Source organism: Xanthobacter sp. DMC47, assembly GCF_056313845.1.
On sequence record NZ_JBQUZM010000001.1, the window covers coordinates 2,261,669 to 2,284,337 of the forward strand.

Sequence of the window (22,669 nt, forward strand, 5' to 3'; positions counted from 1 at the left end):
ACGAGGTGACGCACCCCTCCCTACGGCCGCATCCATCGTCTCGCGGCCGATCATGTGATCGTCCTCAACGTGCGGTAAACGGTGACGCGGGAGGTCAGCGCCGTCGCCAGCGCCACGATCGCCACCGACACGGCGATGCCGAAGAAGCCGAGATAGCCGGGATTGAGCCAGCCCAGCACGGTCGGCAGTTCCGGATCGCCGCCGAGGCCGAGGCGGGGAAGCGCGGCGAGCGCCCCGAACACCGCCGCCGCCGAGAGCCCGCCGATCAGGCCGCCTTCCGCGCCGATCTTGAGGAAATGCCGCTGGAACTGGGCGGCGATGAAGCCGTCCCGCGCGCCCACGAAGTGCAATACCTCCACCACCGAACGGTTGGTGGCCACGGCCGCACGGGTGGCGAACACCACCGAGAGCACGGTCGCGAGCCCCACCAGCACCAGGAGCACCACCGCTACCAGCATCACCCCGTCCGTCACCGCCACGAGGCGGCGCGACCAGCCGCGGTGGTCGTCGAGCGTGGCGGTGGGGATGCGGTCGGTCAGGGTACGCTTGAGCCGCGCGAGATCGGGCGGGCTCGACCCGTCGAGGCGCACCACGAGCACCCGCGGGACCGGCAGGTCGCCGAGGTCGAGCCCGGAGCCGAGCCACGGCTCCAGCAGCCGGGAGGTCTCCTCGGCCGTGAGGATGTGCACGTCGGAGATGCCGGGCGTCTTGCGGACGATGTCGGCGGCGGCCTGCACCTGGGCATCGGTGGCCTGCTTTTCGCCGGCGCGGATCTGGATGGTCACTTCCTGCGTCACGTCGGAGCGCCACTGGCTGGCGGTTGCGCGCACCGCCACCGCCGTGCCGATGGTGAGCCCGGCGAGAAAGGTCATGATGGCCACCACCGCCACCAGCGCCCGCCCGGCGATGGTGGAGGACGGCACGATGGAGGCCAGCGCCCGCGCCTTGGCGCGCGGGGCCTCGCCCGCCTCTGGCGGCTTCTTGGGCTGCGGGTTCGGTGGCTGGGTGGCGGCGTCAGTCGTAGACATAGAGGCGGCCGTCGGCGATCACGAGGCGGCGGGCGTCGTACTGGTCCATGAGCGCGATGTCATGGGTGGCCAGCAGCACCGACGTGCCGGACTTGTTGAGTTCGATGAACAGGCGGAGCAGGCGGCGGGCGAGGGTGGGGTCCACATTGCCCGTGGGTTCGTCCGCCAGCAGGAATTCCGGCCGCCCGATGAGGGCGCGGGCGATGGCCGCGCGCTGCTTCTCGCCGCCCGAAAGCACCGGCGGCAGAACGTGCATCCGGTCGCCGAGGCCGACCCAGCTCAGAAGCTCCGTCACCTCGCCGCGATAGCTCGCCTCCTCCTTGCCGAGCACGCGCAGCGGCAGGGAGACATTCTCGTAGGTGGTGAGGTGGTCGAGCAGGCGGAAATCCTGAAAAACGATGCCGATGCGCCGGCGCAGCACGGCCACTTCGTCGGGATCAAGGGACGACACGTCCCGACCGAACAGGGTGATGAGCCCGCGCGTCGGCTTCAGCTGGAGGAAGAGAAGGCGCATGAGCGTCGTCTTGCCGGCCCCCGACGGGCCAGTCAGGAACTGGAACGAATTGGGCTCGATGCCGAAGGACACATCCTTCAGCACTTCCGGGCCCATGCCGTACCTGAGGCCGACGTTCTCGAACCGGACCACGCCCCAACCCTTCACTCGAATCGCGCCGTGGCGCCCCGCCACACCATAAACGAAGCGGAAGGCGTCGCCACAGGGGCGCGGAAGGCCGGCCCTGCCCCAAAGGAAGGGCTGTCCCGCATTGCGCGCGCCCGGCCCGGCGGCTATCTCGGGAGGGTGCGCGGCACCGACGGCCATGCGCGCTCTGGCGAAGAGGGACCATGAACCTGCCGAACGTCAGCGTCCTCTATGACGAGAACCGCATCGCCGCGCGCAATCACGCCCTGGCGGTGGAGATCGCCGCGCTCGCGCCGGAGCGGCTGCTCGCCGTGGCGGTGCTGAAGGGCTCCTTCATCTTCGCTGCCGACCTGCTGCGCGCCATGCACACGTCCGGCCTCGCGCCGGAGGTGGAGTTCATGCACCTCTCCTCCTATCGCGAGGCGACCATCTCCTCCGGCCAGGTGGAGATTCTGAAGGACGTGGAGAGCGACGTGCGCGACCGCGACGTCCTGCTCATCGACGACATTCTGGAATCCGGCCGCACCCTCGCCTTCGCCAAGGACCTGCTCATGGCGCGCGGCGCGCGGCGGGTGCTGGTGTGCGTGCTCCTGGAGAAGCCGGGCAAGCGCGCGGTGCAGATCGAGGCCGATTTCGTCGGCTTCACCTGTCCCGACGTGTTCGTGGTGGGATACGGCATGGATGTCGCCCACGCCTTCCGCCAATTGCCCTTCATCGGGCATGTGGAGGGGCTGGAATAGACGGCGCGCCGGCGCGCCCGCCTCTCAGCCCTTCACCTTCAGCCGGGCCTGGATCTGCTGCCCGATGTCGAAGGCCCGCTGCTCCAGCAGCACCGGCGTCTCGCAGACATAGATGAGGGACTTGGCGCGCTCGTCGAAGATGCGGGTGTCCCAGTTGAGCTGCTCGTCGAGCTTTCGGCTCTCGGCGGTCTCCGGCGCGGTGATGGAAGTCTGCGCCTTGCTCAACTGGTCGCCCTCCTCGCGGATGCGGTCGGCGAGGCGCTGCTGGCCGCGGGCATAGCGCTCGATGCCGTGGACGAGCTTGCTGCGCTGGTCGTTGATGATCTCGTAGACCCCCGCCATCACCCGCAGCAGCCCCTTGTCCGCCTCGGTGCCGGCCTCCTTCACGAAGCCATCGAGCAGGGGACCGAATTCCTTCGCCGGGGTGCGGCGGGAGGCGAGCTTCACGGCGAGGCCGGCGGCGTCCTGGTCGTCGGTCCATTTGCCGGCGGAGGCCGGGTCCGGCCCGCTCCACACCTGCGCGAGGTCGATTTCCGGCGTCTTGCGCTGCGGGCAGGGCCAGTCGGGATCAGGCTTTGGCTGGGCGGCGAGCGGCGAAGCCATCAGGAAAGCGGCGGCCGCAACGGCGGCCGTGGCGGCGGCAAGCGAACGGATCACGCGGCTTCTCCTTTTGGCGCGCCCCGCCGCCCCATGATGCCGCGGCCCGGATCGTAGGCGACGACGGCAAGGGCGAAGAAGACGATGGTGGTGCCGAGCACGACGGCGAAGGCCTGCGGCTCGAACACGCCGTAGAGCGCGTTGCGCACTAGCTCCACGGCATGGGTGAAGGGGTTCAGAAGGCAGACGATGTAGAGCGTCTCGCTGGCATCGCGGATGCGCCAGAGCGGGTAGAGCGCCGAGGAGGCGAAGAACATCGGGAAGATCACGAAGTTCATCACGCTCGCGAAATTCTCCAGCTGCCGGATCAGCGAGGAGATCACGAGCCCGATGGACCCCAGCATCAGCCCGGTCAGGATGAAGGCGGGCAGCGCTGTGAGATAGCCCATGGGCGGGATGTCCACCTCCCACAGCCGGGCGATGGCGAGGAAGACATAGACCTGCGCCAGCGACACGCTGACCCCGGCCACCAGCTTGCAAAGCAGGAGATACCAGCGCGGGAAGGGGCTCGTCAGCAGCACCCGCATGGAGCCCACCTCCCGGTCGTAGACCATGGAGAGGGACGACTGCATGCCGTTGAACAGCTGGATCATCACCGCGAGGCCCGGCGTCACATAGACCTCGTAGAGCACGTAGGTCTCGTAAGGCGGGATGATCGAGACGCCGAGGGTCGAGCGGAAGCCGGCCGCGAAGATGAAGAGCCACACCAGCGGCCGCACCAGCGCCGAGAGGAAGCGCTCCTTCTGCTGAACGAAGCGCAGCAATTCGCGTCCGACGATGCCGGACATGCACACCAGATAGCCGGCGGGGCCGAGGTGGCGCGCGGGCGCGGAAGGCGCCCTGCCGAAGGCCGCCTCGCTCATGCAGCGTCCTCCGCCCGGGCCGCCGTCATGGCCCGGAAGGCGGCTTCCAAAGCCGCGGTGGGGCCGTCGGGCGCACGCTCTTCCGCCGGCCGCAGATGCGCGCCGGTCACCTCGCGCGCGGTGCCGTTGGCGATGATGCGGCCCTTGTCGAGCACGTAGATGAGATCGTCGGCCCGCACCTCGTCGAAGATGTGGGTGGCCCACAGCACCGCGAGATGCTCCTCGTCCACGAGGCGCCGCACGATCTCGACGATGGCGGAGCGCGACGGCAGATCGAGGCCCACCGTCGCCTCGTCCAGCAGCAGCAGACGGGGGCGGTGGATGAGGGCGCGGGCGATCTCCACCCGCCGCGACTGGCCGCCCGAGAGGGTGCGCACCTTGTCGTCGATGCGGTCGGCGAGCCCCACCAGCGCCAGCAGCTCGGCGATGCGGGCCTTCACCTCGCGTCCGGCCATGCCATGCAGGGCGCCGTGATACGCGAGGTTCTGCCGCACCGACAGGTCGAGGTCGAGGGTGCGGCTCTGGAACACCACGCCCAGCTCCGCCAGCGCCGCGGAAGGCGCGCGGGAGAGGTCATGCCCGAAGATGCGCACCCGCCCCTCGCGGGTCGCATAGAGCCGGGTCGCCAGCGAGAACAGCGTGGTCTTTCCGGCGCCGTTCGGCCCCAGCAGCGCGACGAAGCGGCCGGCCGGAACGGCGAGCGAGACCCCATCCAGCGCGCGGCGCGCGCCGAAGGCATGGCTCACCGCCTCGATCGCGAGCGCCGCAACCTGCACCGGAACGTGCGCGCCATCGCTCATTGCGGCGAGACCACCACGCCCCACGGCGCGCCGCCGACCTTGATGGACTTCACCACCTTGAGATCCTGAACGTCGATGACCGACACGTCGTTGGAATTGCCGTTGGTGGTGAAGAGCAGCTTCTCGTCCGGCGTGAAGGCGAGCTGCCAGACCCGCTGGCCGACGAGGAGATATTTCTGCACCTCGAACGTCTCGGCATTCACCACCGCGACGCGGTTCGCCGGGCCCAGCGCGACGAAGGCGGTCTTGCCGTCCTTCGTGAGGCGCACGCCCACGGGCTGGATCGCCTCCTTGGACACGCCGGGGATCTGGAACGTGACCTTGTGAATGATCTTGCGTGTCTCGGGATCGATGACGGACACCGTGCCACCGACCTCGGCCGAAACCCACAGGCGCTTGCCATCCTTGGAGAATTCGGCGAAGCGCGGGCGCGCGTCCACCAGCACGTTGGCGAAGATCTTGTTGGTCTTGGTGTCGATGAAGTGGGCCATGCTGGTGGTTTCGGAGGTCGCCACCAGCGTCGCCCCGTCCGGGCTCACCGCCATGCCCTCCGGCTCGGTGCCCACCGGCACCTGCGCCACCACCTTGTTCTGCTCCACGTCGAGCACCGTGACCTGGTTATCGTCCTCATTGGCGATGTAGAGCGGGTTGCCCGAGGGATGCAGGGCGAAGAGTTCCGGGTCGGGGCCGGACTTCAGCTTGCGCAGGACCTTGAGCGTCGCGGGATCGATGGCCAGCACCGCATGGTCGTCGCTGGCGCACAGGAAGAGCACCTTGCCGTCCGGGCTCATGGTTATGCCGCGCGGCCGGCGGCCGATCTTCACCGTCTGCTTGGCTTCCAGCGTGGTGGAATCGATGACCGTGATGGAATTGCCGCGCTCGTTGGAGACGTAGACCGTGTAGGCGGAGGCCGCATCCGCCGCCATCAGCGCGGCGGCGCCGGCGAGAAGGGCAGCGAGCCGGCGCGGGGCGGTCGGGATCATCGGATTTCCTCCAGAATTCGCGCGCTTGTTGCGCTTTTGCCCCGGCATTTCAGTTCAGCCGGCATTTGGATTCGCGCTCGTCCACGCCCAGCGTATCGAGCGGGGTCTTCTGGTGCAGGAAGCCCTCTTCCGGCGCCACCGAGACGATGCCGAGGGGCTGGGCGATGAGGAGAGGCTGGCGGACCTGCTGGTCCCACGGCCGCACGCTCACCGGCACGCCCTTGAAGGCGGCGAGGCTGAAGTCGGGCGTGCGCATGAACTTCGCCAGCGCCACCGGGTCCGTGGCCTTGGCCCGGGTCGCCGCCTCGCCCACCATGCGCACGGCGAGCCACGCCTGATAGTCGGTGGCGCGCATGGGGCGGTTGGCGGCGCGCAGGAAGCGGTTCTGCAGTTGGGCCGAGCCCCACGCATCCTGCGCCGGATGCCAAGTGCCGGCGGTCAGGCCCTGCGTGCCCACCACGAGGCGCGGCTCGAAGGTGCGGAAGGGGATGTAATTGCCGAAATCATTGGCCTCGTCCGCCACCACCAGCACGTCCGCATCGACGCCGCGGCTGAACACCAGCGCGTCCGAGCGGGTAATGCTGTCGGAGCGGTCGCGCCCCAGAGGGCCGAAGGTCCACGGCTTGTCGGCGACGATCTTGAGGCCGAACTTCTTCGCCGATTTGCGCAGCGCGTCCGCATAAAGCTGGTCGTCCGGGTTCGGCCCGACGATGAGGAACAGCTTGGTCCAGCGCTTCATGGCGAGGAACTGCATGAGCGCGTCCGCGAGCATCGCCCGGCTGGGCGCGACGTGGAAGATATCGGCTCGGCACTGCTCGGCGCGCAGCGCGTCGTCGGTGGCGCCGATGTTGAACAGGGTGACGCCCTTGCCCTTAACCGCATCGTCCACCTTCAGCAGGTCGGCGGCGTGCAGGTTGACGATGATCAGCTTGACGCCGGCGTCCGCGAGCTTCTGCGCCGCCGCCCCCGCATCCTCGTCCTCGGCGAGCGTGACCGGCTCCAGCGCATAGCTCTGGCCGGTGAACTGGCCCGTCGTGTTGTTGTCCTTGATGGCGAGTTCCGCGCCCGCCACCGCATCGTCCGCCGGAACCGCCAGAAGATCATAGAGCGGGGGCGGAGCCACCTCGCGGGTGAGAAGGCCGAGCCGCAGTTCGGCGGTGGCGGGCGTTTGGGCCGCGGCGCCGTCGGGCTGCTGCGCCAGCGACGTCCCGATGGTGCCCGCCGCGCCCAGCATCAGGGCGCATGCAAAGGTGAGAAGCAGGCGGGGCCGACGCAGCCGCGGCCATTCGAGGCGCCAGTGAAGGCTCATGGGCAATCGGGGCTCAGTCGATCCGGGTCTTCGCGAGGGGAAGATGTAGCCATCATCAGCCAAAAACGGCAACCGAATAGACATAAGAAAACAATAAGATGATCTCTCCTTGCCAGCGGCGGGCCGGCTGTGACACGCTCCCGCCTACCAAAGGTTCCCGATGATGTCCGGCGTCCGTTTCGTCTTTGCCCTTCTTTTCGCAGGCGCAACATTTTTCGGCGTAACAGGCCGCAGCTTTGCCGCGCCCGTGCCTGCGGCCATCTTCGGCTTCGAGTTATTTGACGATACGGCAGACCAGCGCGACAGCATCCGCGCGGAACAGGACGCGCGGCTCAAGCTCGTCAATGCCGAGCTGTTGCGCCTCCTCGTCGAGTCGGGGCAGATCACGCCCGTCGACCTCAAGCCCTTCGCCGCGCGCATCGATGAGGCCTCCCCCTTCTTCAAGTGCAATGCCTGCGAGAACGAGATCGCCTCGGACGCCGGAGCGCGGTTCGAGGTGGTGGGCGTGGTGCGCAAAGTGTCCAACCTCATCCTGTCCATCGAGCTGCAGGTGAAGGAAGTCGACCTGAAGGGCGTGGAAGGCAGTGCCAAGGTGGTGCGCGCCGGGCAGGTGGACATCCGCGGCAACACCGACGAATCCTGGCTGCGCGGCGTGCGCTACCTGGTGAAGAACCGCATTTTCGCCCCGGGCCTGCCCGAGCTTTCCCAATGACGCGGCCGTCCGGCCCGTTCAACACCGACCAAGAACTGTTGGAGGAACGTTTCCATGAGGCAGATGATTGCCGCCGCGGCGGCGCTTGCGGTCGCGATGATCCCGCTCGCCGCTGACGCCCACGGCCCCACCCGCAAGAAGGTGACCGAGAGCGTCGAGATCAACGCGCCGGCCGACAAGGTCTGGGCCGTGATCTCCAGCTTCCAGGACATGAGCTGGCATCCCGCCGTCGACAAGCAGGAGGGCAAGGGCGGCAACGCCGTGGATGCCACGCGCCTGCTCACCCTGAAGGGCGGCGGCACCATCGAGGAGGTGCTGGTGAAGTACGAGCCGGAGCAGAAGAGCTATTCCTACCGCATCAACGCGGTGGACGTGAAAGTGCTGCCGGTCACCAACTATTCCTCCACCATCGCAGTCATTCCGATCGACGCCACCCACACCAAGGTGGAGTGGCGCGGCGCCTTCTATCGCGGCTATCCCAACAACGACCCGCCGCCGGAACTGAGCGACGAAGCCGCCGTCGCCGCCGTCACCGCGGTCTATCGCGGCGGTCTCGACGCCCTCAAGGCCAAGGTCGAAAAGGGCTCCTGATGGCCCCCCTGCGGCGCGCGGCAGTCGCGGCGGGGCTCGCCGCGACACTCCTCGTCGCAACGCTCTTCGCCGCGCCCCGGCCTTCGCGCGCGGCGGAGGCCTTCATCACCAACCAGCCCGGCAATGAGGTGGCGGTGGTGGCGCTCGACGGCGCCGCTGCCCCGCCCAAACTCGTCGCGCGCATTCCGGTGCCCGGCGAGCCGGCCGGCATCGCCGTGAGCCGGGACGGAAGCCGCGCCTTCGTCACCAGCCCCGAGGGCAAGGCCCTGTCGGTGATCGACACGGCGACCCGCAAGGTCGAGAAGCGCATCCATGTGGATGGCGGCCCGCTCGGCGTGGCGGTCGCGCCCTCCGGCAAGCCGGTCTATGTGGCGGACTGGTATGCGGCGCGCCTTCTGGTGGTGGATCCCGACAAGCCGGATGCGCAGCGTATCGCCCACACCGGCGCCTCGCCCTCCGGCGTGGCGGTGACGCCCGACGGTGCCCTCGTGCTCAGCGCCGATCGGGACGACGATCAGGTCTCCGTCATCGACGCGGCGACGCTGGAGCGGGTCGGCGTCGTCAAGGTGGGCACCCGCCCGTTCGGCATCACTTTGTCCGAGGACGGGCGCAAGGCTTATACGGCCAACGTGGGCTCGGACGACGTGAGCATCATAGACGTCGCCGCCCGCAAGGTGGTGGGCACGGTGAAGGTGGGCAACCGGCCCTATGCGGTGGCGCTCGCCGGCCCGCTCGCCTTCGTCACCAACCAGTATGCGGGGACGGTGAGCGTGTTCGACACGACGACCCTCGCGCCCCGCGCCACCATTCCTGTGGGCGAGTATCCCGAGGGCATTGCCGCCTCGGACGACGGGCGCGCGGTCTATGTGGTGAACTGGTTCGACAATTCCATGAGCGTGATCGACACGCAGACCCTCAAGGTGGTCTCGACCCTCGAGGTGGGCGATGGCCCGCGCGCCTTCGGCATCTTCCTGCGCCGGACGCCCTGACGCGCGCTTTCGACGACAGCCCCAGAAAACGAAAACAACCGGCGGGAGACCCGCCGCAAGGCCCTGAAACGAAAACGACCGGCGGAAGACCGCCGGTCGTCGTTCTTTTGGCCTCTATCGCAGAAAGATTGCGGCCAACCGCTGGAGCAGACCCTTCGGCATGGGCGGAGGGTTGCCGCTCTGTCCAGGGTGGTTTCCGCTCTAGGCCGCGAAGGGGTGCTTGGCTTCGTTGCGCTTGTCGGTCGCTTCCTTGGCGGTGGGGGTACCGGCCACGGCGCGAGCGATCGAGAGCTTGGTCGCCTCGTAGTTGAACTGCTGGATCTTGGCGTCGTCCGCCGCTTCCCAGTGGATGAACACGCCGACGCAGATGAACAGGTCGTCCGCTTCCTCGACCGGGATCACGCCTTCGGCCACGGAGTCCTGCACCGCCTTGGCGACGCCGTACTGGGCGGGTCCGAACATCTGCACGGCCTGCCGGGCGTCCTTGATGGTCACCTTGTTGAACATCACGGTGTTGGGCTTGCAGGGCAGGTTCGGCGCGAGCACCGCGAGGAGGGACGTGAAGCCATCCTTGTTGTTCGTCAGGCTGGTGACGAACGCCGTCTCGGCCGCGCTGCCGCGCGGGCCGATGATGAGGTCGATGTGGGCCACCTCGTTGCCGTCACCGACGAGCGCCTCACCAACCAGAACCTTGCTAATCTTAGCCACCTTCTGTCCTCCCTCGTAGATCGACTAGGGATGACCGCCCCCGAAGACAGTTCCGGACGGCGGTCCTATGCCGCCTACCCTTGTTGTCAGCGCTCGGCGCGGAATGCCGAACCGGTTCACCAGATAGCGCGCGGAGCCTAGCCGCGCCGAGGCTCGCCTGCAAGCCGCCGCGACCGCGAATCCATGCCGCGCCGCAGCGTGAAAAATTGGCCGGCAAAACGCTTGCTTACCGCCGTGCGAGAGGCGCGCCCGCAGGACGAGTGACCTGCCCTTGCGGCGGCAACAGGAGGCCGGAGCGCCGGGCGCCATCGGCAAACGAGACGGGAAGTATTGCGGTTGTTCAATACCAATCTTCCCGGACACGCTTGCCAAACATTCCTGTTGGCCCCTGTCTTGCTTCTTAATTTTTGCACAGATTGCCCATGAGAAGGCAGCCTGCCGGGACAGTACAGCGTATAAGGCAAGAGAAGGTTTGTCGCAGAGGGACGGAAGCAGGGGAGTGGCACACGCAGCGCCGATCTCAGGAACCCTGGTCATGTTCATTGTTCTTTACGCCTGCCTCATCAGCGCCCCGGCCACCTGCCGGGAGGAGAAACTCAGCTTCTCCATGGAAGCGAGCGCGCCCATGACCTGCATGATGTCCTCCCAGCAGGCCATCGCGCAGTGGAGCGAGAGCCATCCCCAGTGGCAGATCGGACGCTGGAAGTGCGTGGCGGCTGACCGCCTGATGCGCGACATCTGAACGGCGCAGCGGACCGCCTCTCAATGACGTAAGGGCATGCCCTCCCTTGAACGTGGGCCGGTGCCTTCCCATCCTCTAGTCCAAGGTCCGCGACATGCGCGCGGCACCGGGAGGGATGGATGAATCACCTGAAGACGGCGATCCTGCTCGCCGGCATGACCGCCTTGTTCATGGCCGTCGGCTTCGCCCTCGGCGGACGCGGCGGGATGATGATCGCATTCGTGGTGGCGGCAGGCATGAACCTGTTCAGCTACTGGAATGCGGACAAGATGGTCCTGCGCATGTACGGCGCGCGGGAAGTGGATGATCGTACCGCGCCCGAGTTCGTCGGCATGGTGCGGGAGCTGGCGCGGCGGGCGGATTTGCCCATGCCCCGGGTGTTCATCATGGACAACCCCCAGCCCAACGCCTTCGCCACCGGGCGCAATCCGCAGAACGCCGCCGTCGCCGCCACCACCGGCCTGTTGCAGACACTCACGCCCGAAGAGGTGGCGGGCGTGATGGCGCACGAGCTGGCGCACATCAAGCACTACGATACCCTCACCATGACCATCACCGCGACCATCGCGGGCGCCATCTCCATGCTGGCGAACTTCGGCCTGCTGTTTGGCGGCGGGAACCGGGAGAACAACAATCCCTTCGGTTTCATCGGCACCATCCTGATGGTGGTCCTCGCGCCGATGGCCGCCATGCTGGTGCAGATGGCCATCTCCCGTTCGCGCGAATACGAGGCCGACCGGGGCGGTGCGGAGATACTGGGCCGGCCCATGGCCCTCGCCTCGGCCCTGGCGAAGATCTCCGGCGAGGCCCATCAGGTGCCGAACTATGAGGCAGAAGCGAACCCCGCCACTGCCCACATGTTCATCATCAATCCCCTGTCCGGGGCGCGGATGGACAATCTGTTCTCCACCCATCCGGCGGTGGAGAACCGCATCGCGGCCCTGCGCGATCTGTCGCAGCGTATGGGTGGCGGAGGTTTTACTGCACCGGCCCCGGCGCAGCCGCGCCGCGGGCCCTGGGGGTGAGCTTCAGCCCCGGCCCGGCCGCACCGGCGGCACGCTCTGCGCTTCCCGGGTGCGCACGAAGGTCCAGATGACGCGTGGCGTGCGCGCCACCTCGCCCGTGAGCACAAGCTGGGAGGTGCGGCGCGGCCCGCCGCTGGCGGCAAGGTCCACGCTCTCCTCCACCACGAGGGGCAGATGCGGCGCGGCGAAGGCCCAGGCCTCGCCGTTGGGCAGGCTGAGCAGCGCGGTATGGGGATCGTCCAGCCGCTCCACGGTCACGGACGGGTGCAGGTGGAAGCGGATGGCGAAGGTCTCCGCCGGAAGCACGCCCCCCTCCTCCACCGGCTTGAAGATGTCCTCGCCGTCGAGCCGGTTGCCCTCCAGCGCCAGCCGCCACGAGCGCTGGTGCAGCAGGTTGAACGCCTCGGCATAGCCGTCATGGCTGGCGCGCAGCAAAAGCGCGTTGTTTCGCGTGCCACGCTGCACCTCCACATGCTTCGGGCCGGCAACGATGGGCGCGCCGAAGATGCGCGTCATGGAGCCGCCCTGCAGGAAGCGGCAGGAGGAGGTGTCTGCGATCACTGCGGTGGAATGGGCCGCCGTGGAGCGCGCCACCTGCCGCCACATCTCCCGGTGCACCTCCGGCACGCCGCAATTGATGACGATGCGCTGGCGGGCCGAGGAGAATTCAAAGGCGAGGCAGCTCGCATGGGCCTCCCAGCTCGCCACGGCGGGCGGCGGCGGGCCGGTGTCGGCGATCAGCATCAGCGAGCGCGCATCGAGCCGCTGGTAGCCGGAATAGGGCGCGTTGGCCACGGGCGCACCGCGCGCATCGTCGAAGGCGAGGATGGTGGCCAGCTGGTCCGCCGCCGTATGGCCCATGCCGTGGAAATGCGCGAAGGCGCCGTCGCCGTGCCGGAAGAAGCGCAGCATGGGCATCATGCGGTCCACCGCATTCATCAGCGCGGCCGGGGCCTGCTGGTTGCGCGCGGTGAAAGCCTGGCGCAGCGGCAGAAGGTCGAGCAGCAGCTCGATAAGCATGCCGGGATTGCGGGTGAGCGGTCCGCCGTCCGGCAGGATCTGCCGGTCCAGTTCCTCGGCGAGGCGCTTCTGAGCCGCCTTGAGGAGGCGCGGCTGGTCGGACATGCACAGCCCGGCGAACACCAGCGCGACGATGGCGATGAGGCGGGGATAGCCGTCCGGCGCGTCGCTGGCCATGCGGCGCAGCTGGCGCACCTGCTTGGCCAGCGAACGCATGAAGCGACGGTAGAAATCGTGGTCGGCGTCCTGCAGCAGGAAGGTCGCCTGGGTGAGCCAGGAGATGATGCGCCGCGCCGCCACGTCCGGGCGTGCCGCCACCGCCTTGGCCTTGCCAGGATCGCGGATGAAATCGCCGACGAGGGCGCGGGCATTGGCGCGGGCGATGGTGGTGTTGGCCGCCTTCAGGTGCCGCAGCCAGCCGAAGCCGTGTAGCGCCTCGGCCCATTCCACCGAGGGCGGCACCAGCTCGAACGCGGTGCGGCCGTCGAGCGCCATGACCTTGCCGGCGAAGGCGAAGCGGCCGGAATAGATTTCGCTGGCGACGGTGGCGTCGCCGGTCCTCAGATCCTGCGGGGCGATGAGAAGGCGTTCCGGCACCGGAACCGGCACGTAGCCGAGCGGCACCGCGCGGCCGCCGATGCGCGCGAGCACCGTCTGCGACCAAAGCTCCAGCAGGAGGGTCGCCAGTTGCGTGCGCTCTTTCAGCCCGCCTCGGCTCACGGCGCCTCCCGTCGGGTGGGCGTGGCCCTTCCCGGCCAGCGTGCCGACCAGATTTCTGGCCACGGCCTGCAGCGGGCCCGCCGATCCATTCCAGATACCCATGCGCCTGTCTTCACCAGCCTCTAGCCCAAGCGGGAGGCCGGGGCGCGGGGGATCAGGCCGTTGGGCTTGCCCTGCGCCGCAGCCGGGCGGCGAAGAAGCCGTCGAGACCCGACCGCTCCGCCTCCCCCCGCATCCAGTGACTCGGAAGAGTGCGCACATCCCCTTGAGGAGTTATGAACAAATCGAGGCCATCCACCTCTCCGGGGCGCAGCGGGACGCGTTCCACCTCCGGACGGGCGGCGAGAAGCCGCTCCACCTGGGCCTCGCCTTCCTCCGGCTCCAGCGAGCAGGTGGAATAGACGACGAGGCCGCCGGGCTTCACGAGGTCGATGGCGTGGTCGAGCAGCCGGGCCTGCAGGGTCGCGAGGGTCGGAATATCGGCCGGGCGCTTCGACACCGCGATGTCCGGATGCCGGCGCAAGGTGCCGGTGGCCGAGCAGGGCGCGTCGAGCAGCACCGCATCGAACGGCCCGCCGGCGAAGGTCGCGGCATCGCCCTCCACCACCGACGCGGAGAGGCCGAGCCGCGCCAGATTGTCCCGAAGCCGGGTGAGGCGGGCGCCGGAGCGGTCCACCGCCGTCACCTGCGCACCGGAGGCGACCAGTTGCGCCGTCTTGCCGCCGGGGGCGGCGCACAGGTCCGCCACCTTCAGCCCGTGGACATTGCCGAGCAGCCGGGCGGGAAGCGCGGCGGCGGCGTCCTGCACCCACCATTCGCCTTCCGCGAAGCCGGGCAGCGCACGCACCGGCCCGGCCTGGAGGATGCGAACCGTGCCGGTGGGCAGCACCTCGCCGGAGAGCTTCTGCGCCCAGCCGTCCGGGTCGGTCTTCACCGTGATGTCGAGAGGTGGCTCCACCCGGTGCATGGCGGCCATGGCGCGCGCCGTGTCGGCGCCATAGGCCTTGGTCCAGCGCTGGCGCAGCCAGTCGGGCGTATCGGCGAAATCGGGATCGACCCCGGCCATCAGCGCCTCGCCCTCCCGCGCCACCCGCCGCAGCACGGCGTTGACGAGACCGGCGAAGCCCACGGTCGAGCGGTCGGCGCGGGCGAGGTCCACGCTGAGACCCACCGCCGCATGGCTCGGCACGTCCATGAACAGGATCTGCGTCGCGCCAGCGAGCAGGACGGATTCCAGCCGCGGCGCGGATTTGGGGAAGCCGCGCTCCATCAGCTTGCCGAGCACGGCGCGGAGCGTCCCGAGCCGCCGCAAGGCGGTGGCGACGATGCGATAGGCGAGCGCCCGGTCGCGCGGCTCCAGCGTCGGGCCGTCCAGCGCCTCTTCCAGCGCGGCGCCCTGCCGCAGCACGGCTTCCAGCGCATCGACGGCGACGGCGCGGGCGGACAATCCGGGGGTGGCGGCAACGGGCTTGGGGCTGCCGCCGGGGCGGCGGGAAGGAGCGGGAGCGCTGCGGGGTGTCTTCATCGGGGAAGGTAGAGCACGAACCGGGCCTGCCCGCCAACGCTCCAAAGGGCGTCCCCACCGGCACCTCCCGCCGCTACCGCTGACGGAACGTCGCCCGACGGCCGGCCCGCCGCGCAAACCTTGCCTCGCCAGCCCCGATCCCGTAAGACGCTTTGGTAACGCCCCGGACCAGAGCCGGGGCTTTCCTTTGTGCGCGCGGTCGAGGTCCGAACCTCCCGTGCCGGGTTCAGGAGGCACCACCGCGTGGCCAATGTGGTCGTGGTCGGCTCTCAGTGGGGCGACGAAGGCAAGGGCAAGATCGTCGATTGGCTCTCCGAGCAGGCGGACGTGGTCGTCCGCTTCCAGGGAGGCCACAATGCCGGCCATACGCTGGTCGTCGGCGGCGTCACCTATAAGTTGTCCCTGCTGCCGTCCGGCGTGGTGCGTCCCGGCAAGCTGTCGGTGATCGGCAACGGCGTCGTGCTCGACCCGCAGGCGCTGGTGGACGAACTGGCGCGGCTCGCCGCCCAGGGCATCGTGATCGGTCCCGACCGGCTCCGCATCGCCGAGACCGTGCCACTGATCCTGCCGCTGCACCGCGAGCTGGACGCCCTGCGCGAAAGCGCCACGGCAGAAGGCGCGCGCATCGGCACCACCAAGCGCGGCATCGGACCGGCCTATGAAGACAAGGTCGGCCGCCGCGCCATCCGCCTCGTGGACCTGACCGACCCGGCGACCCTGCCGGGCAAGGTCGATCGCCTGCTCACCCACCACAATCTCATCCGCCGCGGCCTCGGCATGGCCGAGGTGGACGGTGCGGCGCTGGTCGCCGAGTTGATGGCGCTCGCCCCCAAGGTCCTGCCCTTCATGGACCGGGTGTGGGAGCTTCTCGACAAGGCCCGCCGCGACGGCCGAAAGATCCTGTTCGAGGGTGCGCAGGGCGCGCTGCTCGATATCGATCATGGCACGTATCCCTACGTCACCTCCTCCAACACGGTGGCGGGATCTGCAGCGAGCGGCACAGGCATCGGGCCGGGCGCGCTCGATTACGTGCTCGGCATCACCAAGGCCTACACCACCCGCGTGGGCGAAGGCCCCTTCCCCACCGAGCTTCTCGATGAAGTGGGCAAGACGCTGGGCACCAAGGGCCACGAGTTCGGCGTCGTCACCGGCCGCGCCCGCCGCTGCGGCTGGTTCGATGCGGTGCTGGTGCGCCAGACGGTGCGCACCTGCGGCATCCACGGCATCGCCTTGACCAAGCTCGACGTGCTGGACGGCTTTAACGAGTTGAAAGTCTGCGTCGGCTACAAGGTTGACGGTAAGGAAATCGACTATCTGCCGGCGGAAAGCGGCGCGCAGGCCCGGGCCGAGCCCATCTACGAGACCATGGAAGGCTGGCAGGATTCCACCGCCGGCGCCCGCTCGTGGGCCGACCTGCCGGCCGAGGCGGTGAAATACGTGCGGCGCGTGGAAGAGCTGATCGGTTGTCCAGTGGCGGTGCTGTCGACCAGCCCGGAACGCGACGACACGATCCTTGTTCACAATCCGTTTCAGGCATAATGCCGATCTGACGGCTCAAGGGGAACCTCACCGCTCCGATGGCTGACTACTATCCCCTCCTGGTCCGCGCGATCTCCAGCCTGCCCCAGAAGACCGGGGAGAGCCGGCGCGCCGTCTATGATCGTGCCCGCACCGCCCTGATGCGTCAGCTGCGCGGGGTGGACCCGCCGCTCCCGGAAGGCGAGATCACCCGCGAGCGCATGGGTCTCGAGGAGGCGATCCGCCGGGTGGAGGCGGAGTTTGCCCAGCAGGACAACACGCCCGAGCCCCAGCCGGAAGACGAGGACGAGATCTACGAGGAAGGGGCGGAGGCTGCCGCTCCCGTCTCGCCGCCGGCCCGTTTCGAGCCGCCGAAGCCCCCGGCCGCCCCGGCCGAGGAGCCCGCCAAAAGCTCCGATCCCGAAGAGCGCGCGCCCGCAGAGCCTCCGGCACGGCCCGACCGCCGGCTGCCGCCGCGCCAGCGCAGCGAAGAGGAGAGCGAGGGCGACCGCCGCCCGCCGCTGCGGCGCGGTGAGGTCCGCAGCCGGGGGGCCGCCGCCAACGGCGGCCGTCGCGGCCGTTCGGAAGGTGGCGCTTCATGGAAGAAGTTCCTGGCGATCGCCGTCCTCGTGCTGCTGGTGCTGGGCGGCATCGCCTTCGCCGTGGTGAACCGCGACCGCCTCTTCGGCGACAGCGAGGGCGAGCAGCATGCAGCGGCACCCGCTGCGTCCGGCGCCGCTGCGTCCGATCAGGCGAAGTCGGCCGATCGCATGACCAAGACCTCGGGCGATGCCGCGCGACGCGCACCGGCCCAGCGCCCCGGCTCGACCTCCGGCAGCGCCCGCGCCGTGCTGATCGAGGAATCCCCCGGCAGCGCCCAGCCCCAGAACTTCGAGGGCACCATCACCTGGCGCACGGAAACCGTGAACGCCGGCCCCGGCCTGCCTCCCGACATCGGCCTGCGCGGCGACCTCGTCATTCCCGAGCGCAAGATCGCCATGAGCTTCGTGCTCCGGCGCAACACCGACCAGACCCTGCCGGCGTCCCACACCATCGAGATCGGCTTCAAGCTGCCGGACGATTTCCCCTTCGGCGGCGTTTCCAACGTGGACGCGGTGCGAGCAAAGCCGAACCAGCAGGCCCTCGGCACCCCGCTCGCCGGCCTCGCCGTGCGCGTCAATCCGACCCTGTTCCTGGTGGGCCTCTCGGAAAAGGCGGCCGACCGCCAGCGCAATGTCGCTTTGCTGCAGGCCTATCCCTGGCTCGACGTGCTCCTGACCTACACCAACAACAAGAAGGCCGTGATCGCCTTCGAGAAGGGCGTAGCCGGCGAGCAGGCGTTCAACGATGCCTTCTCCGCCTGGGGCGAACTGCTCCAGCGCCCGCAGGCCCCGGCAACGTCGGACGGGGGCGGCGGCAGCAACTGATGACGTGAGGGCGCAAGGCCCTCCGCTCCCATCCCGCCGGCCACTCTCAGCCCTCGCGCCGCAGCCCCTTCAGCCGATAGAGCGCATCCAGCGCCTCGCGCGGGCTCAGCGCGTCGGGATCGAGACCATCGAGAGCACCCAGCACCGCCTCGGCGGCGGGATCGGCCTGTGCCGCCTTCTCGACCGGCTTGGGGCGGACGGCGAACAGCGGCAAATCATCGATCAGCTTCTGCGCCGGCGAGGCGCGCTCCGCCGCCTCCAGCTCCGCCAGCACGGCCTTCGCCCGGGTGATGACGGCCTCCGGCAGGCCCGCCAGCTTCGCCACCTGGATGCCGTAGGAGCGATCCGCCGCCCCCGGCACCACCTCATGCAGGAAGATCACGTCGCCATGCCATTCCGTCACCTTCACGGTGGCGTTGGAGAGACGGCGGCAGCGCTGGGACAGCGCGGTCAATTCGTGGAAATGGGTGGCGAACAGCGCCCGGCAGCGGTTCACCTCGTGCAGGTGCTCCAGGCTTGCCCAGGCGATGGACATGCCATCGAAGGTCGCCGTGCCACGGCCGATCTCGTCGAGAATGACGAGGGAGCGCGGCGTCGCCTGATTGAGGATCGCCGCCGTCTCCACCATCTCCACCATGAAGGTGGAGCGCCCGCGCGCCAGATCGTCCGCCGCGCCGACGCGGGAGAACAGCCGGTCCACCACGCCGATGCGCGCCGAGCGGGCGGGCACGAAGGCGCCCGCCTGCGCCAGCACCGCGATGAGCGCGTTCTGCCGCAGGAAGGTGGATTTACCGGCCATGTTGGGCCCGGTGACGAGCACGATGCGGCCGTCCTTGTCCCCTTCCGGCGGAGAGAGATCGCAATCGTTGGGCACAAAGGGCCCGCCGTCTTTGGCCAGCGCCTGCTCCACCACCGGGTGGCGTCCGCCCGCGATGGCGAAGGCGACACCCTCCTCCATGTGCGGACGGACGTGGGCCTCGGTGGCGGCAAGTTCCGCGAGGCCCGAGGCCACATCCAGCTCGGCCAGCGCATCGGCGGCGGCGCGGATGGCCTCCGTCTCTGCCACAATGGCGGCGGACAGGCGCTCGAAGATGGCCTGCTCCAGCGCCAGCGCCCGTTCGCCCGCGCTGGCGATGCGGCTTTCCAGGTCGCCCAGTTCCACCGACGAGAAGCGCATGGCCCCCGCCATGGTCTGGCGATGGACGAAGACGGCATCATGCGGCGGCTCGCGCAGGCGGTCCGCATTCTGCTGCGACACCTCGACATAATAGCCGAGCACCGCATTGTGCCGGATCTTGAGGGCGCGGACGCCCGTCTCCTCCACATAGCGGCGCTCCAGCGCGGCGACGACGCGGCGGCTCTCGTCGCGCAGGGCGCGGGTGGCGTCGAGCTCGCCATCGCAGCCCTCGCGCACGAAACCGCCGTCGCGGCGGTGGACGGGCAGGTTTTCCGCGAGCGCCGAGGCAAGGTCCAGCGCCACCGCATGGGGCGCGCGGGAAAGGGCGCGGGCGGCGCGGGCGAGATCGTCCGGCGCCTCGGGACCGATGAGGGCGGCGATGGAAAGCGCCCCGTCGAGGCCGTCGCGCACCGCCGCAAGATCGCGCGGGCCGCCGCGCTGCAAGGCGAGGCGGGTGACGGCGCGGGCCATGTCGGGGGCGCGGGCGAGCGCCTCCCGCAGCGCGCGGCGCAAAGCGCCGTCCTCGCACAGATGCCCAACCCCGTCGTGCCGGGCGCGGATGGCGCCGAGGTCGGTCAAGGGCTCGGCGATGCGACGGGCGAGCAGGCGCGCGCCGGCCGCCGTCACGGTGCGGTCCACGGCGGCGAGCAGCGAGCCGCGCCGGTCGCCGGAGGTGGTGCGCACCAGCTCCAGATTGGCCCGGGTTCCGGCATCGATGGCCATGATGCCGCCTTCCGCCTCCCGCACCGGGCGGGCGAGCAGCGGCGTGGCGCCGAGCTGGGTGCGGTCCACATAGGCCACCACCGCCGCCGCCGCGATCAGCTCGGCGCGGGAGAAGGCCCCGAAGGCGTCAAGCGCGGCGACACCGTAGAAATCCGCCAGCCTTTTCTCCGCCCCCGCCCCGTCGAAGGACTGGCGCGGCAGCGGCGTCACCGCCGGCAGGTCGCGCAGCATGGCGCGCAGCTCGGCATCGTCCATGAGCGCGTCGGAGACCAGCAGCTCCGCCGGGTCCACCCGCGCGAGGTCGCCGGACAGCGCGGCGCGCGTGGTGCCGGCCACCCGGAAGGCGCCGGTGGACATGTCGGTGAAGGCGATCGCATAGGCGAAATCGTCCGCCCCCGAGCCGGCGCGCACCCGGGCGAGGGCGGCGAGCACGTTCTCGCGCCGGGCGTCGAGCAGGGAGTCCTCGGTGATGGTGCCGGGGGTGACGAGACGGGTCACATCCCGCCGCACCACCGATTTGCCGCCGCGCTTCTTCGCCTCGGCAGGGTCCTCCAATTGCTCGCACACGGCCACCCGGAAGCCGAGGGCGATGAGCTTGTGCAGATATTCCTCGGCCCGCTCGATGGGCACCCCGCACATGGGGATGTCCTCGCCGAGGTGCTTGCCGCGCTTGGTGAGCACGATGCCCAGCGCCTGCGAGGCCTGCTCCGCGTCGCCGAAGAACAGCTCGTAGAAATCGCCCATGCGGTAGAACAGGAGGCTGTCCGGGTTCGCCGCCTTGATCTCCATGTATTGCGCCATCATGGGCGTCACACGCGTCTCGTCCGCCTTCGCGGGCGCGGGCTTTGCGGAAGCGGAACTGGCGGGCGCGGGCGCTTCCTCGGAAGGCGCCTCTTCGGCAACGGTCTTTGCAGCGGTCTTGGTGGCGTTCGGGCGCATGGCCGCACGGTATCGGGCGGGGCCGCGCCTGTCAGCGCGCCGCAGCCGCGCATCGACAGGAAAAGCGCGCTGCAGGGGCAATCCCTGCCCGCATGCCGCCCGCCGATACCGGCCATGCGTCTGCGCGGACCCGCGCGGCTGGCGATGTGCGGCCATTGGTGCTAGGCGAGCGGCAATCTTTTCCCGGAGCCCATCGATGACCGCCGACATCCGTCCTGTGACCCGCGCCCTCCTCTCGGTGTCCGACAAGACGGGGCTGGTGCCGTTCGCGACCAAGCTCGTCGCCCATGGCGTGGAGCTGGTCTCCACCGGCGGCACCGCCAAGGCCATCGCCGACGCCGGCCTGCCGGTGAAGGACGTCTCTGAACTCACCGGCTTCCCGGAGATGATGGACGGGCGGGTGAAGACCCTTCATCCCAAGGTCCACGGCGGCATCCTCGCCATCCGCGCCGATGCCGGCCATCAGGCCTCCCTCGCCGAGCACGCCATCGCCCCCATCGATCTCGTGGTGGTGAACCTCTATCCGTTCGAGGCGACCGTCGCCCGCAAGGCGGATTTCGAGGAAACCATCGAGAACATCGACATCGGCGGCCCCTCCATGATCCGCGGCGCGGCCAAGAACCACAACGACGTGGCCGTGGTGGTGGAGGCCGTGGACTACGAGGCCGTCCTCGCCGAGATCGCCGAGCATGGCGGCACCACTCTCGCCCTGCGCCGCAAGCTGGCGCAGAAGGCCTATGCCCGCACCGCTGCCTATGACGCGGCCATCTCCAACTGGTTCGCCCGCGAGCTGAAGGAGGAGGCCCCCGCCTTCCGCGCCTTCGGCGGCAAGCTCATCGAGGCGCTGCGCTACGGCGAGAACCCGCACCAGTCCGCCGCCTTCTACGCCTCCGACGAGATCCGTCCCGGCGTCGCCACGGCGCGGCAGGTACAGGGCAAGCAGCTCTCCTACAACAACATCAACGATACCGACGCCGCCTTCGAGGCGGTGGCCGAATTCCACCCCGCCCGCACCGCGGCGGTTGTCATCGTGAAGCACGCCAATCCCTGCGGCGTGGCCGAGGGCGCGGACCTCGCCGCCGCCTACAAGAAAGCGCTCGCCTGTGATCCGGTGTCGGCCTTCGGCGGCATCATCGCCGTGAACCGGACGCTGGACGCCGAGGCCGCCCGGGCCATGGTGGAGATCTTCACCGAAGTGATCGTCGCCCCCGACGCCACCGAGGAAGCCATCGCCGTAGTAGCCGCCAAGAAGAATTTGCGCCTGCTCCTCACCGGCGGCCTGCCCGATCCGCGCGCGCCCGGCCTGACCGTGAAGACCGTGGCCGGCGGCCTGCTAGTGCAGGGCCGGGACAATGCCAGCGCCGATGATCTGGACCTCAAGGTCGTCACCAAGCGCGCACCGACCGAGCAGGAGCTGACCGACATGCGCTTCGCCTTCCGCGTGGCGAAGCACGTGAAGTCCAACACCATCATCTATGCGAAGGACCTCGCCACCGTGGGCATCGGCGCCGGCCAGATGAGCCGCGTGGATTCGGCCCGCATCGCTGCCCGCAAGGCGCTGGACGCGGCCGAGGCGGCTGGCCTTTCTGTGCCGCTCACCAAGGGCTCGGTGGTCGCCTCGGACGCCTTCTTCCCCTTCGCCGACGGCCTGCTGGCGGCGGTGGAGGCGGGTGCCACGGCGGTGATCCAGCCGGGCGGCTCCATGCGCGACGCCGAGGTGATCGCCGCCGCCGACGAGGCCGGCCTTGCCATGGTCTTCACGGGCGTGCGCCACTTCCGGCATTGATGCCATCGGCCCCGAACGGGCCGGGTGGGCTGCGCGGGCTGCGTTGG

General features: G+C 69.3%; 20 protein-coding genes. 9 read left to right on the forward strand and 11 right to left on the reverse strand.

Going from position 1 to position 22,669, the window contains the following annotated elements:
• Positions 1–50: 50 nt before the first annotated feature.
• Together ACT54R_RS10475 and ftsE are read right to left on the reverse strand one after the other, a co-directional pair.
• On the reverse strand, positions 51–1,028 hold the full coding sequence (locus tag ACT54R_RS10475; RefSeq protein WP_476325997.1) for a cell division protein FtsX: 978 nt from the start codon (positions 1,026–1,028) through the stop codon (positions 51–53).
• A complete protein-coding gene (ftsE, locus tag ACT54R_RS10480) occupies positions 1,015–1,674 on the reverse strand; it encodes a cell division ATP-binding protein FtsE (RefSeq protein WP_024276652.1) in 660 nt (219 codons plus the stop codon). Before ftsE ends, ACT54R_RS10475 begins: the two co-directional genes overlap by 14 nt.
• Before the next feature lie 197 nt (positions 1,675–1,871).
• On the opposite strand from ftsE, the gene hpt reads away from it, so the two are divergent.
• Positions 1,872–2,408 carry a hypoxanthine phosphoribosyltransferase gene (gene hpt, locus ACT54R_RS10485; RefSeq protein ID WP_168458566.1) on the forward strand — a complete coding sequence of 179 codons (537 nt, stop codon included), beginning with the start codon at positions 1,872–1,874 and terminating at the stop codon, positions 2,406–2,408.
• Between the two features lie 24 nt (positions 2,409–2,432).
• Here hpt and ACT54R_RS10490 read toward each other — a convergent pair whose 3' ends face one another.
• The 5 genes from ACT54R_RS10490 to ACT54R_RS10510 are packed head-to-tail and all read right to left on the reverse strand — an operon-like array spanning position 2,433 to position 7,020.
• Positions 2,433–3,065: a hypothetical protein gene (locus ACT54R_RS10490; protein WP_476325999.1), complete on the reverse strand. Its 633-nt coding sequence runs from the start codon at positions 3,063–3,065 to the stop codon at positions 2,433–2,435.
• Complete coding sequence (locus tag ACT54R_RS10495; RefSeq protein WP_476326001.1) at positions 3,062–3,928, reverse strand: ABC transporter permease; 867 nt, start codon at positions 3,926–3,928, stop codon at positions 3,062–3,064. Before ACT54R_RS10495 ends, ACT54R_RS10490 begins: the two co-directional genes overlap by 4 nt.
• On the reverse strand, positions 3,925–4,728 hold the full coding sequence (locus tag ACT54R_RS10500; protein WP_476326003.1) for an ABC transporter ATP-binding protein: 804 nt from the start codon (positions 4,726–4,728) through the stop codon (positions 3,925–3,927). The genes ACT54R_RS10495 and ACT54R_RS10500 overlap by 4 nt, the downstream gene beginning before the upstream one ends.
• On the reverse strand, positions 4,725–5,711 hold the full coding sequence (locus ACT54R_RS10505) for a YVTN family beta-propeller repeat protein (protein WP_476326005.1): 987 nt from the start codon (positions 5,709–5,711) through the stop codon (positions 4,725–4,727). Before ACT54R_RS10505 ends, ACT54R_RS10500 begins: the two co-directional genes overlap by 4 nt.
• 49 nt (positions 5,712–5,760) lie before the next feature.
• Positions 5,761–7,020 (reverse strand): ABC transporter substrate-binding protein, encoded by a 1,260-nt coding sequence (locus tag ACT54R_RS10510; RefSeq protein WP_476326007.1) that lies wholly within the window; start codon positions 7,018–7,020, stop codon positions 5,761–5,763.
• A gap of 247 nt (positions 7,021–7,267) precedes the next feature.
• Here ACT54R_RS10510 and ACT54R_RS10515 point away from each other — a divergent pair, with 247 nt between their 5' ends.
• The 3 genes from ACT54R_RS10515 to ACT54R_RS10525 are packed head-to-tail and all read left to right on the forward strand — an operon-like array spanning position 7,268 to position 9,312.
• Positions 7,268–7,732: a DUF3280 domain-containing protein gene (locus tag ACT54R_RS10515; RefSeq protein ID WP_476326009.1), complete on the forward strand. Its 465-nt coding sequence runs from the start codon at positions 7,268–7,270 to the stop codon at positions 7,730–7,732.
• Positions 7,733–7,786: 54 nt separating this feature from the next.
• Positions 7,787–8,323: an SRPBCC family protein gene (locus ACT54R_RS10520; protein ID WP_476326011.1), complete on the forward strand. Its 537-nt coding sequence runs from the start codon at positions 7,787–7,789 to the stop codon at positions 8,321–8,323.
• On the forward strand, positions 8,323–9,312 hold the full coding sequence (locus tag ACT54R_RS10525; RefSeq protein WP_476326013.1) for a YVTN family beta-propeller repeat protein: 990 nt from the start codon (positions 8,323–8,325) through the stop codon (positions 9,310–9,312). The genes ACT54R_RS10520 and ACT54R_RS10525 overlap by 1 nt, the downstream gene beginning before the upstream one ends.
• Before the next feature lie 201 nt (positions 9,313–9,513).
• Here ACT54R_RS10525 and fae read toward each other — a convergent pair whose 3' ends face one another.
• Entirely contained in the window at positions 9,514–10,020 is a 507-nt protein-coding gene (gene fae, locus ACT54R_RS10530) for a formaldehyde-activating enzyme (protein WP_024276642.1), read from the reverse strand.
• A gap of 535 nt (positions 10,021–10,555) precedes the next feature.
• Between fae and ACT54R_RS10535 the strand changes: the two genes are divergently transcribed.
• The gene (locus tag ACT54R_RS10535) at positions 10,556–10,762 is read left to right on the forward strand and encodes a hypothetical protein (RefSeq protein WP_024276641.1); all 207 of its coding nucleotides are present in this window, start codon (positions 10,556–10,558) and stop codon (positions 10,760–10,762) included.
• A gap of 119 nt (positions 10,763–10,881) precedes the next feature.
• On the forward strand, positions 10,882–11,787 hold the full coding sequence (gene htpX / locus ACT54R_RS10540) for a zinc metalloprotease HtpX (protein ID WP_476326015.1): 906 nt from the start codon (positions 10,882–10,884) through the stop codon (positions 11,785–11,787).
• A 3-nt stretch (positions 11,788–11,790) separates the two neighbouring features.
• Here htpX and ACT54R_RS10545 read toward each other — a convergent pair whose 3' ends face one another.
• Together ACT54R_RS10545 and ACT54R_RS10550 are read right to left on the reverse strand one after the other, a co-directional pair.
• The gene (locus tag ACT54R_RS10545) at positions 11,791–13,629 is read right to left on the reverse strand and encodes a heparinase II/III domain-containing protein (protein WP_168458576.1); all 1,839 of its coding nucleotides are present in this window, start codon (positions 13,627–13,629) and stop codon (positions 11,791–11,793) included.
• Positions 13,630–13,681: 52 nt separating this feature from the next.
• Positions 13,682–15,052, reverse strand: a complete 1,371-nt coding sequence (locus ACT54R_RS10550) for an RsmB/NOP family class I SAM-dependent RNA methyltransferase (protein WP_476326017.1) — start codon at positions 15,050–15,052, stop codon at positions 13,682–13,684.
• 243 nt (positions 15,053–15,295) lie between these two features.
• Between ACT54R_RS10550 and ACT54R_RS10555 the strand changes: the two genes are divergently transcribed.
• The gene (locus tag ACT54R_RS10555; protein ID WP_476326019.1) at positions 15,296–16,591 is read left to right on the forward strand and encodes an adenylosuccinate synthase; all 1,296 of its coding nucleotides are present in this window, start codon (positions 15,296–15,298) and stop codon (positions 16,589–16,591) included.
• A gap of 38 nt (positions 16,592–16,629) precedes the next feature.
• On the forward strand, positions 16,630–17,997 hold the full coding sequence (locus ACT54R_RS10560) for a hypothetical protein (protein WP_476326021.1): 1,368 nt from the start codon (positions 16,630–16,632) through the stop codon (positions 17,995–17,997).
• Between the two features lie 46 nt (positions 17,998–18,043).
• Here ACT54R_RS10560 and mutS read toward each other — a convergent pair whose 3' ends face one another.
• The gene (gene mutS / locus ACT54R_RS10565; protein ID WP_476326023.1) at positions 18,044–20,836 is read right to left on the reverse strand and encodes a DNA mismatch repair protein MutS; all 2,793 of its coding nucleotides are present in this window, start codon (positions 20,834–20,836) and stop codon (positions 18,044–18,046) included.
• 196 nt (positions 20,837–21,032) lie between these two features.
• On the opposite strand from mutS, the gene purH reads away from it, so the two are divergent.
• Positions 21,033–22,622: a bifunctional phosphoribosylaminoimidazolecarboxamide formyltransferase/IMP cyclohydrolase gene (gene purH, locus ACT54R_RS10570; RefSeq protein WP_476326025.1), complete on the forward strand. Its 1,590-nt coding sequence runs from the start codon at positions 21,033–21,035 to the stop codon at positions 22,620–22,622.
• The last annotated feature ends 47 nt before the right edge of the window (positions 22,623–22,669 follow it).

What these genes read in the sequence shown, in the direction of transcription:
- ACT54R_RS10475 (WP_476325997.1), bottom strand. Translation starts at nt 1,028, where the DNA reads ATGTCTACGACTGACGCCGCCACCCAGCCACCGAACCCGCAGCCCAAG.
- ACT54R_RS10510 (WP_476326007.1), bottom strand. Translation starts at nt 7,020, where the DNA reads ATGAGCCTTCACTGGCGCCTCGAATGGCCGCGGCTGCGTCGGCCCCGC.
- ACT54R_RS10505 (WP_476326005.1), bottom strand. Translation starts at nt 5,711, where the DNA reads ATGATCCCGACCGCCCCGCGCCGGCTCGCTGCCCTTCTCGCCGGCGCC.
- ACT54R_RS10500 (WP_476326003.1), bottom strand. Translation starts at nt 4,728, where the DNA reads ATGAGCGATGGCGCGCACGTTCCGGTGCAGGTTGCGGCGCTCGCGATC.
- ACT54R_RS10525 (WP_476326013.1), top strand. Translation starts at nt 8,323, where the DNA reads ATGGCCCCCCTGCGGCGCGCGGCAGTCGCGGCGGGGCTCGCCGCGACA.
- purH (WP_476326025.1), top strand. Translation starts at nt 21,033, where the DNA reads ATGACCGCCGACATCCGTCCTGTGACCCGCGCCCTCCTCTCGGTGTCC.
- ACT54R_RS10550 (WP_476326017.1), bottom strand. Translation starts at nt 15,052, where the DNA reads ATGAAGACACCCCGCAGCGCTCCCGCTCCTTCCCGCCGCCCCGGCGGC.
- mutS (WP_476326023.1), bottom strand. Translation starts at nt 20,836, where the DNA reads ATGCGCCCGAACGCCACCAAGACCGCTGCAAAGACCGTTGCCGAAGAG.
- ACT54R_RS10520 (WP_476326011.1), top strand. Translation starts at nt 7,787, where the DNA reads ATGAGGCAGATGATTGCCGCCGCGGCGGCGCTTGCGGTCGCGATGATC.
- hpt (WP_168458566.1), top strand. Translation starts at nt 1,872, where the DNA reads ATGAACCTGCCGAACGTCAGCGTCCTCTATGACGAGAACCGCATCGCC.
- ACT54R_RS10535 (WP_024276641.1), top strand. Translation starts at nt 10,556, where the DNA reads ATGTTCATTGTTCTTTACGCCTGCCTCATCAGCGCCCCGGCCACCTGC.
- ACT54R_RS10495 (WP_476326001.1), bottom strand. Translation starts at nt 3,928, where the DNA reads ATGAGCGAGGCGGCCTTCGGCAGGGCGCCTTCCGCGCCCGCGCGCCAC.
- htpX (WP_476326015.1), top strand. Translation starts at nt 10,882, where the DNA reads ATGAATCACCTGAAGACGGCGATCCTGCTCGCCGGCATGACCGCCTTG.
- ACT54R_RS10545 (WP_168458576.1), bottom strand. Translation starts at nt 13,629, where the DNA reads ATGGGTATCTGGAATGGATCGGCGGGCCCGCTGCAGGCCGTGGCCAGA.
- ACT54R_RS10560 (WP_476326021.1), top strand. Translation starts at nt 16,630, where the DNA reads ATGGCTGACTACTATCCCCTCCTGGTCCGCGCGATCTCCAGCCTGCCC.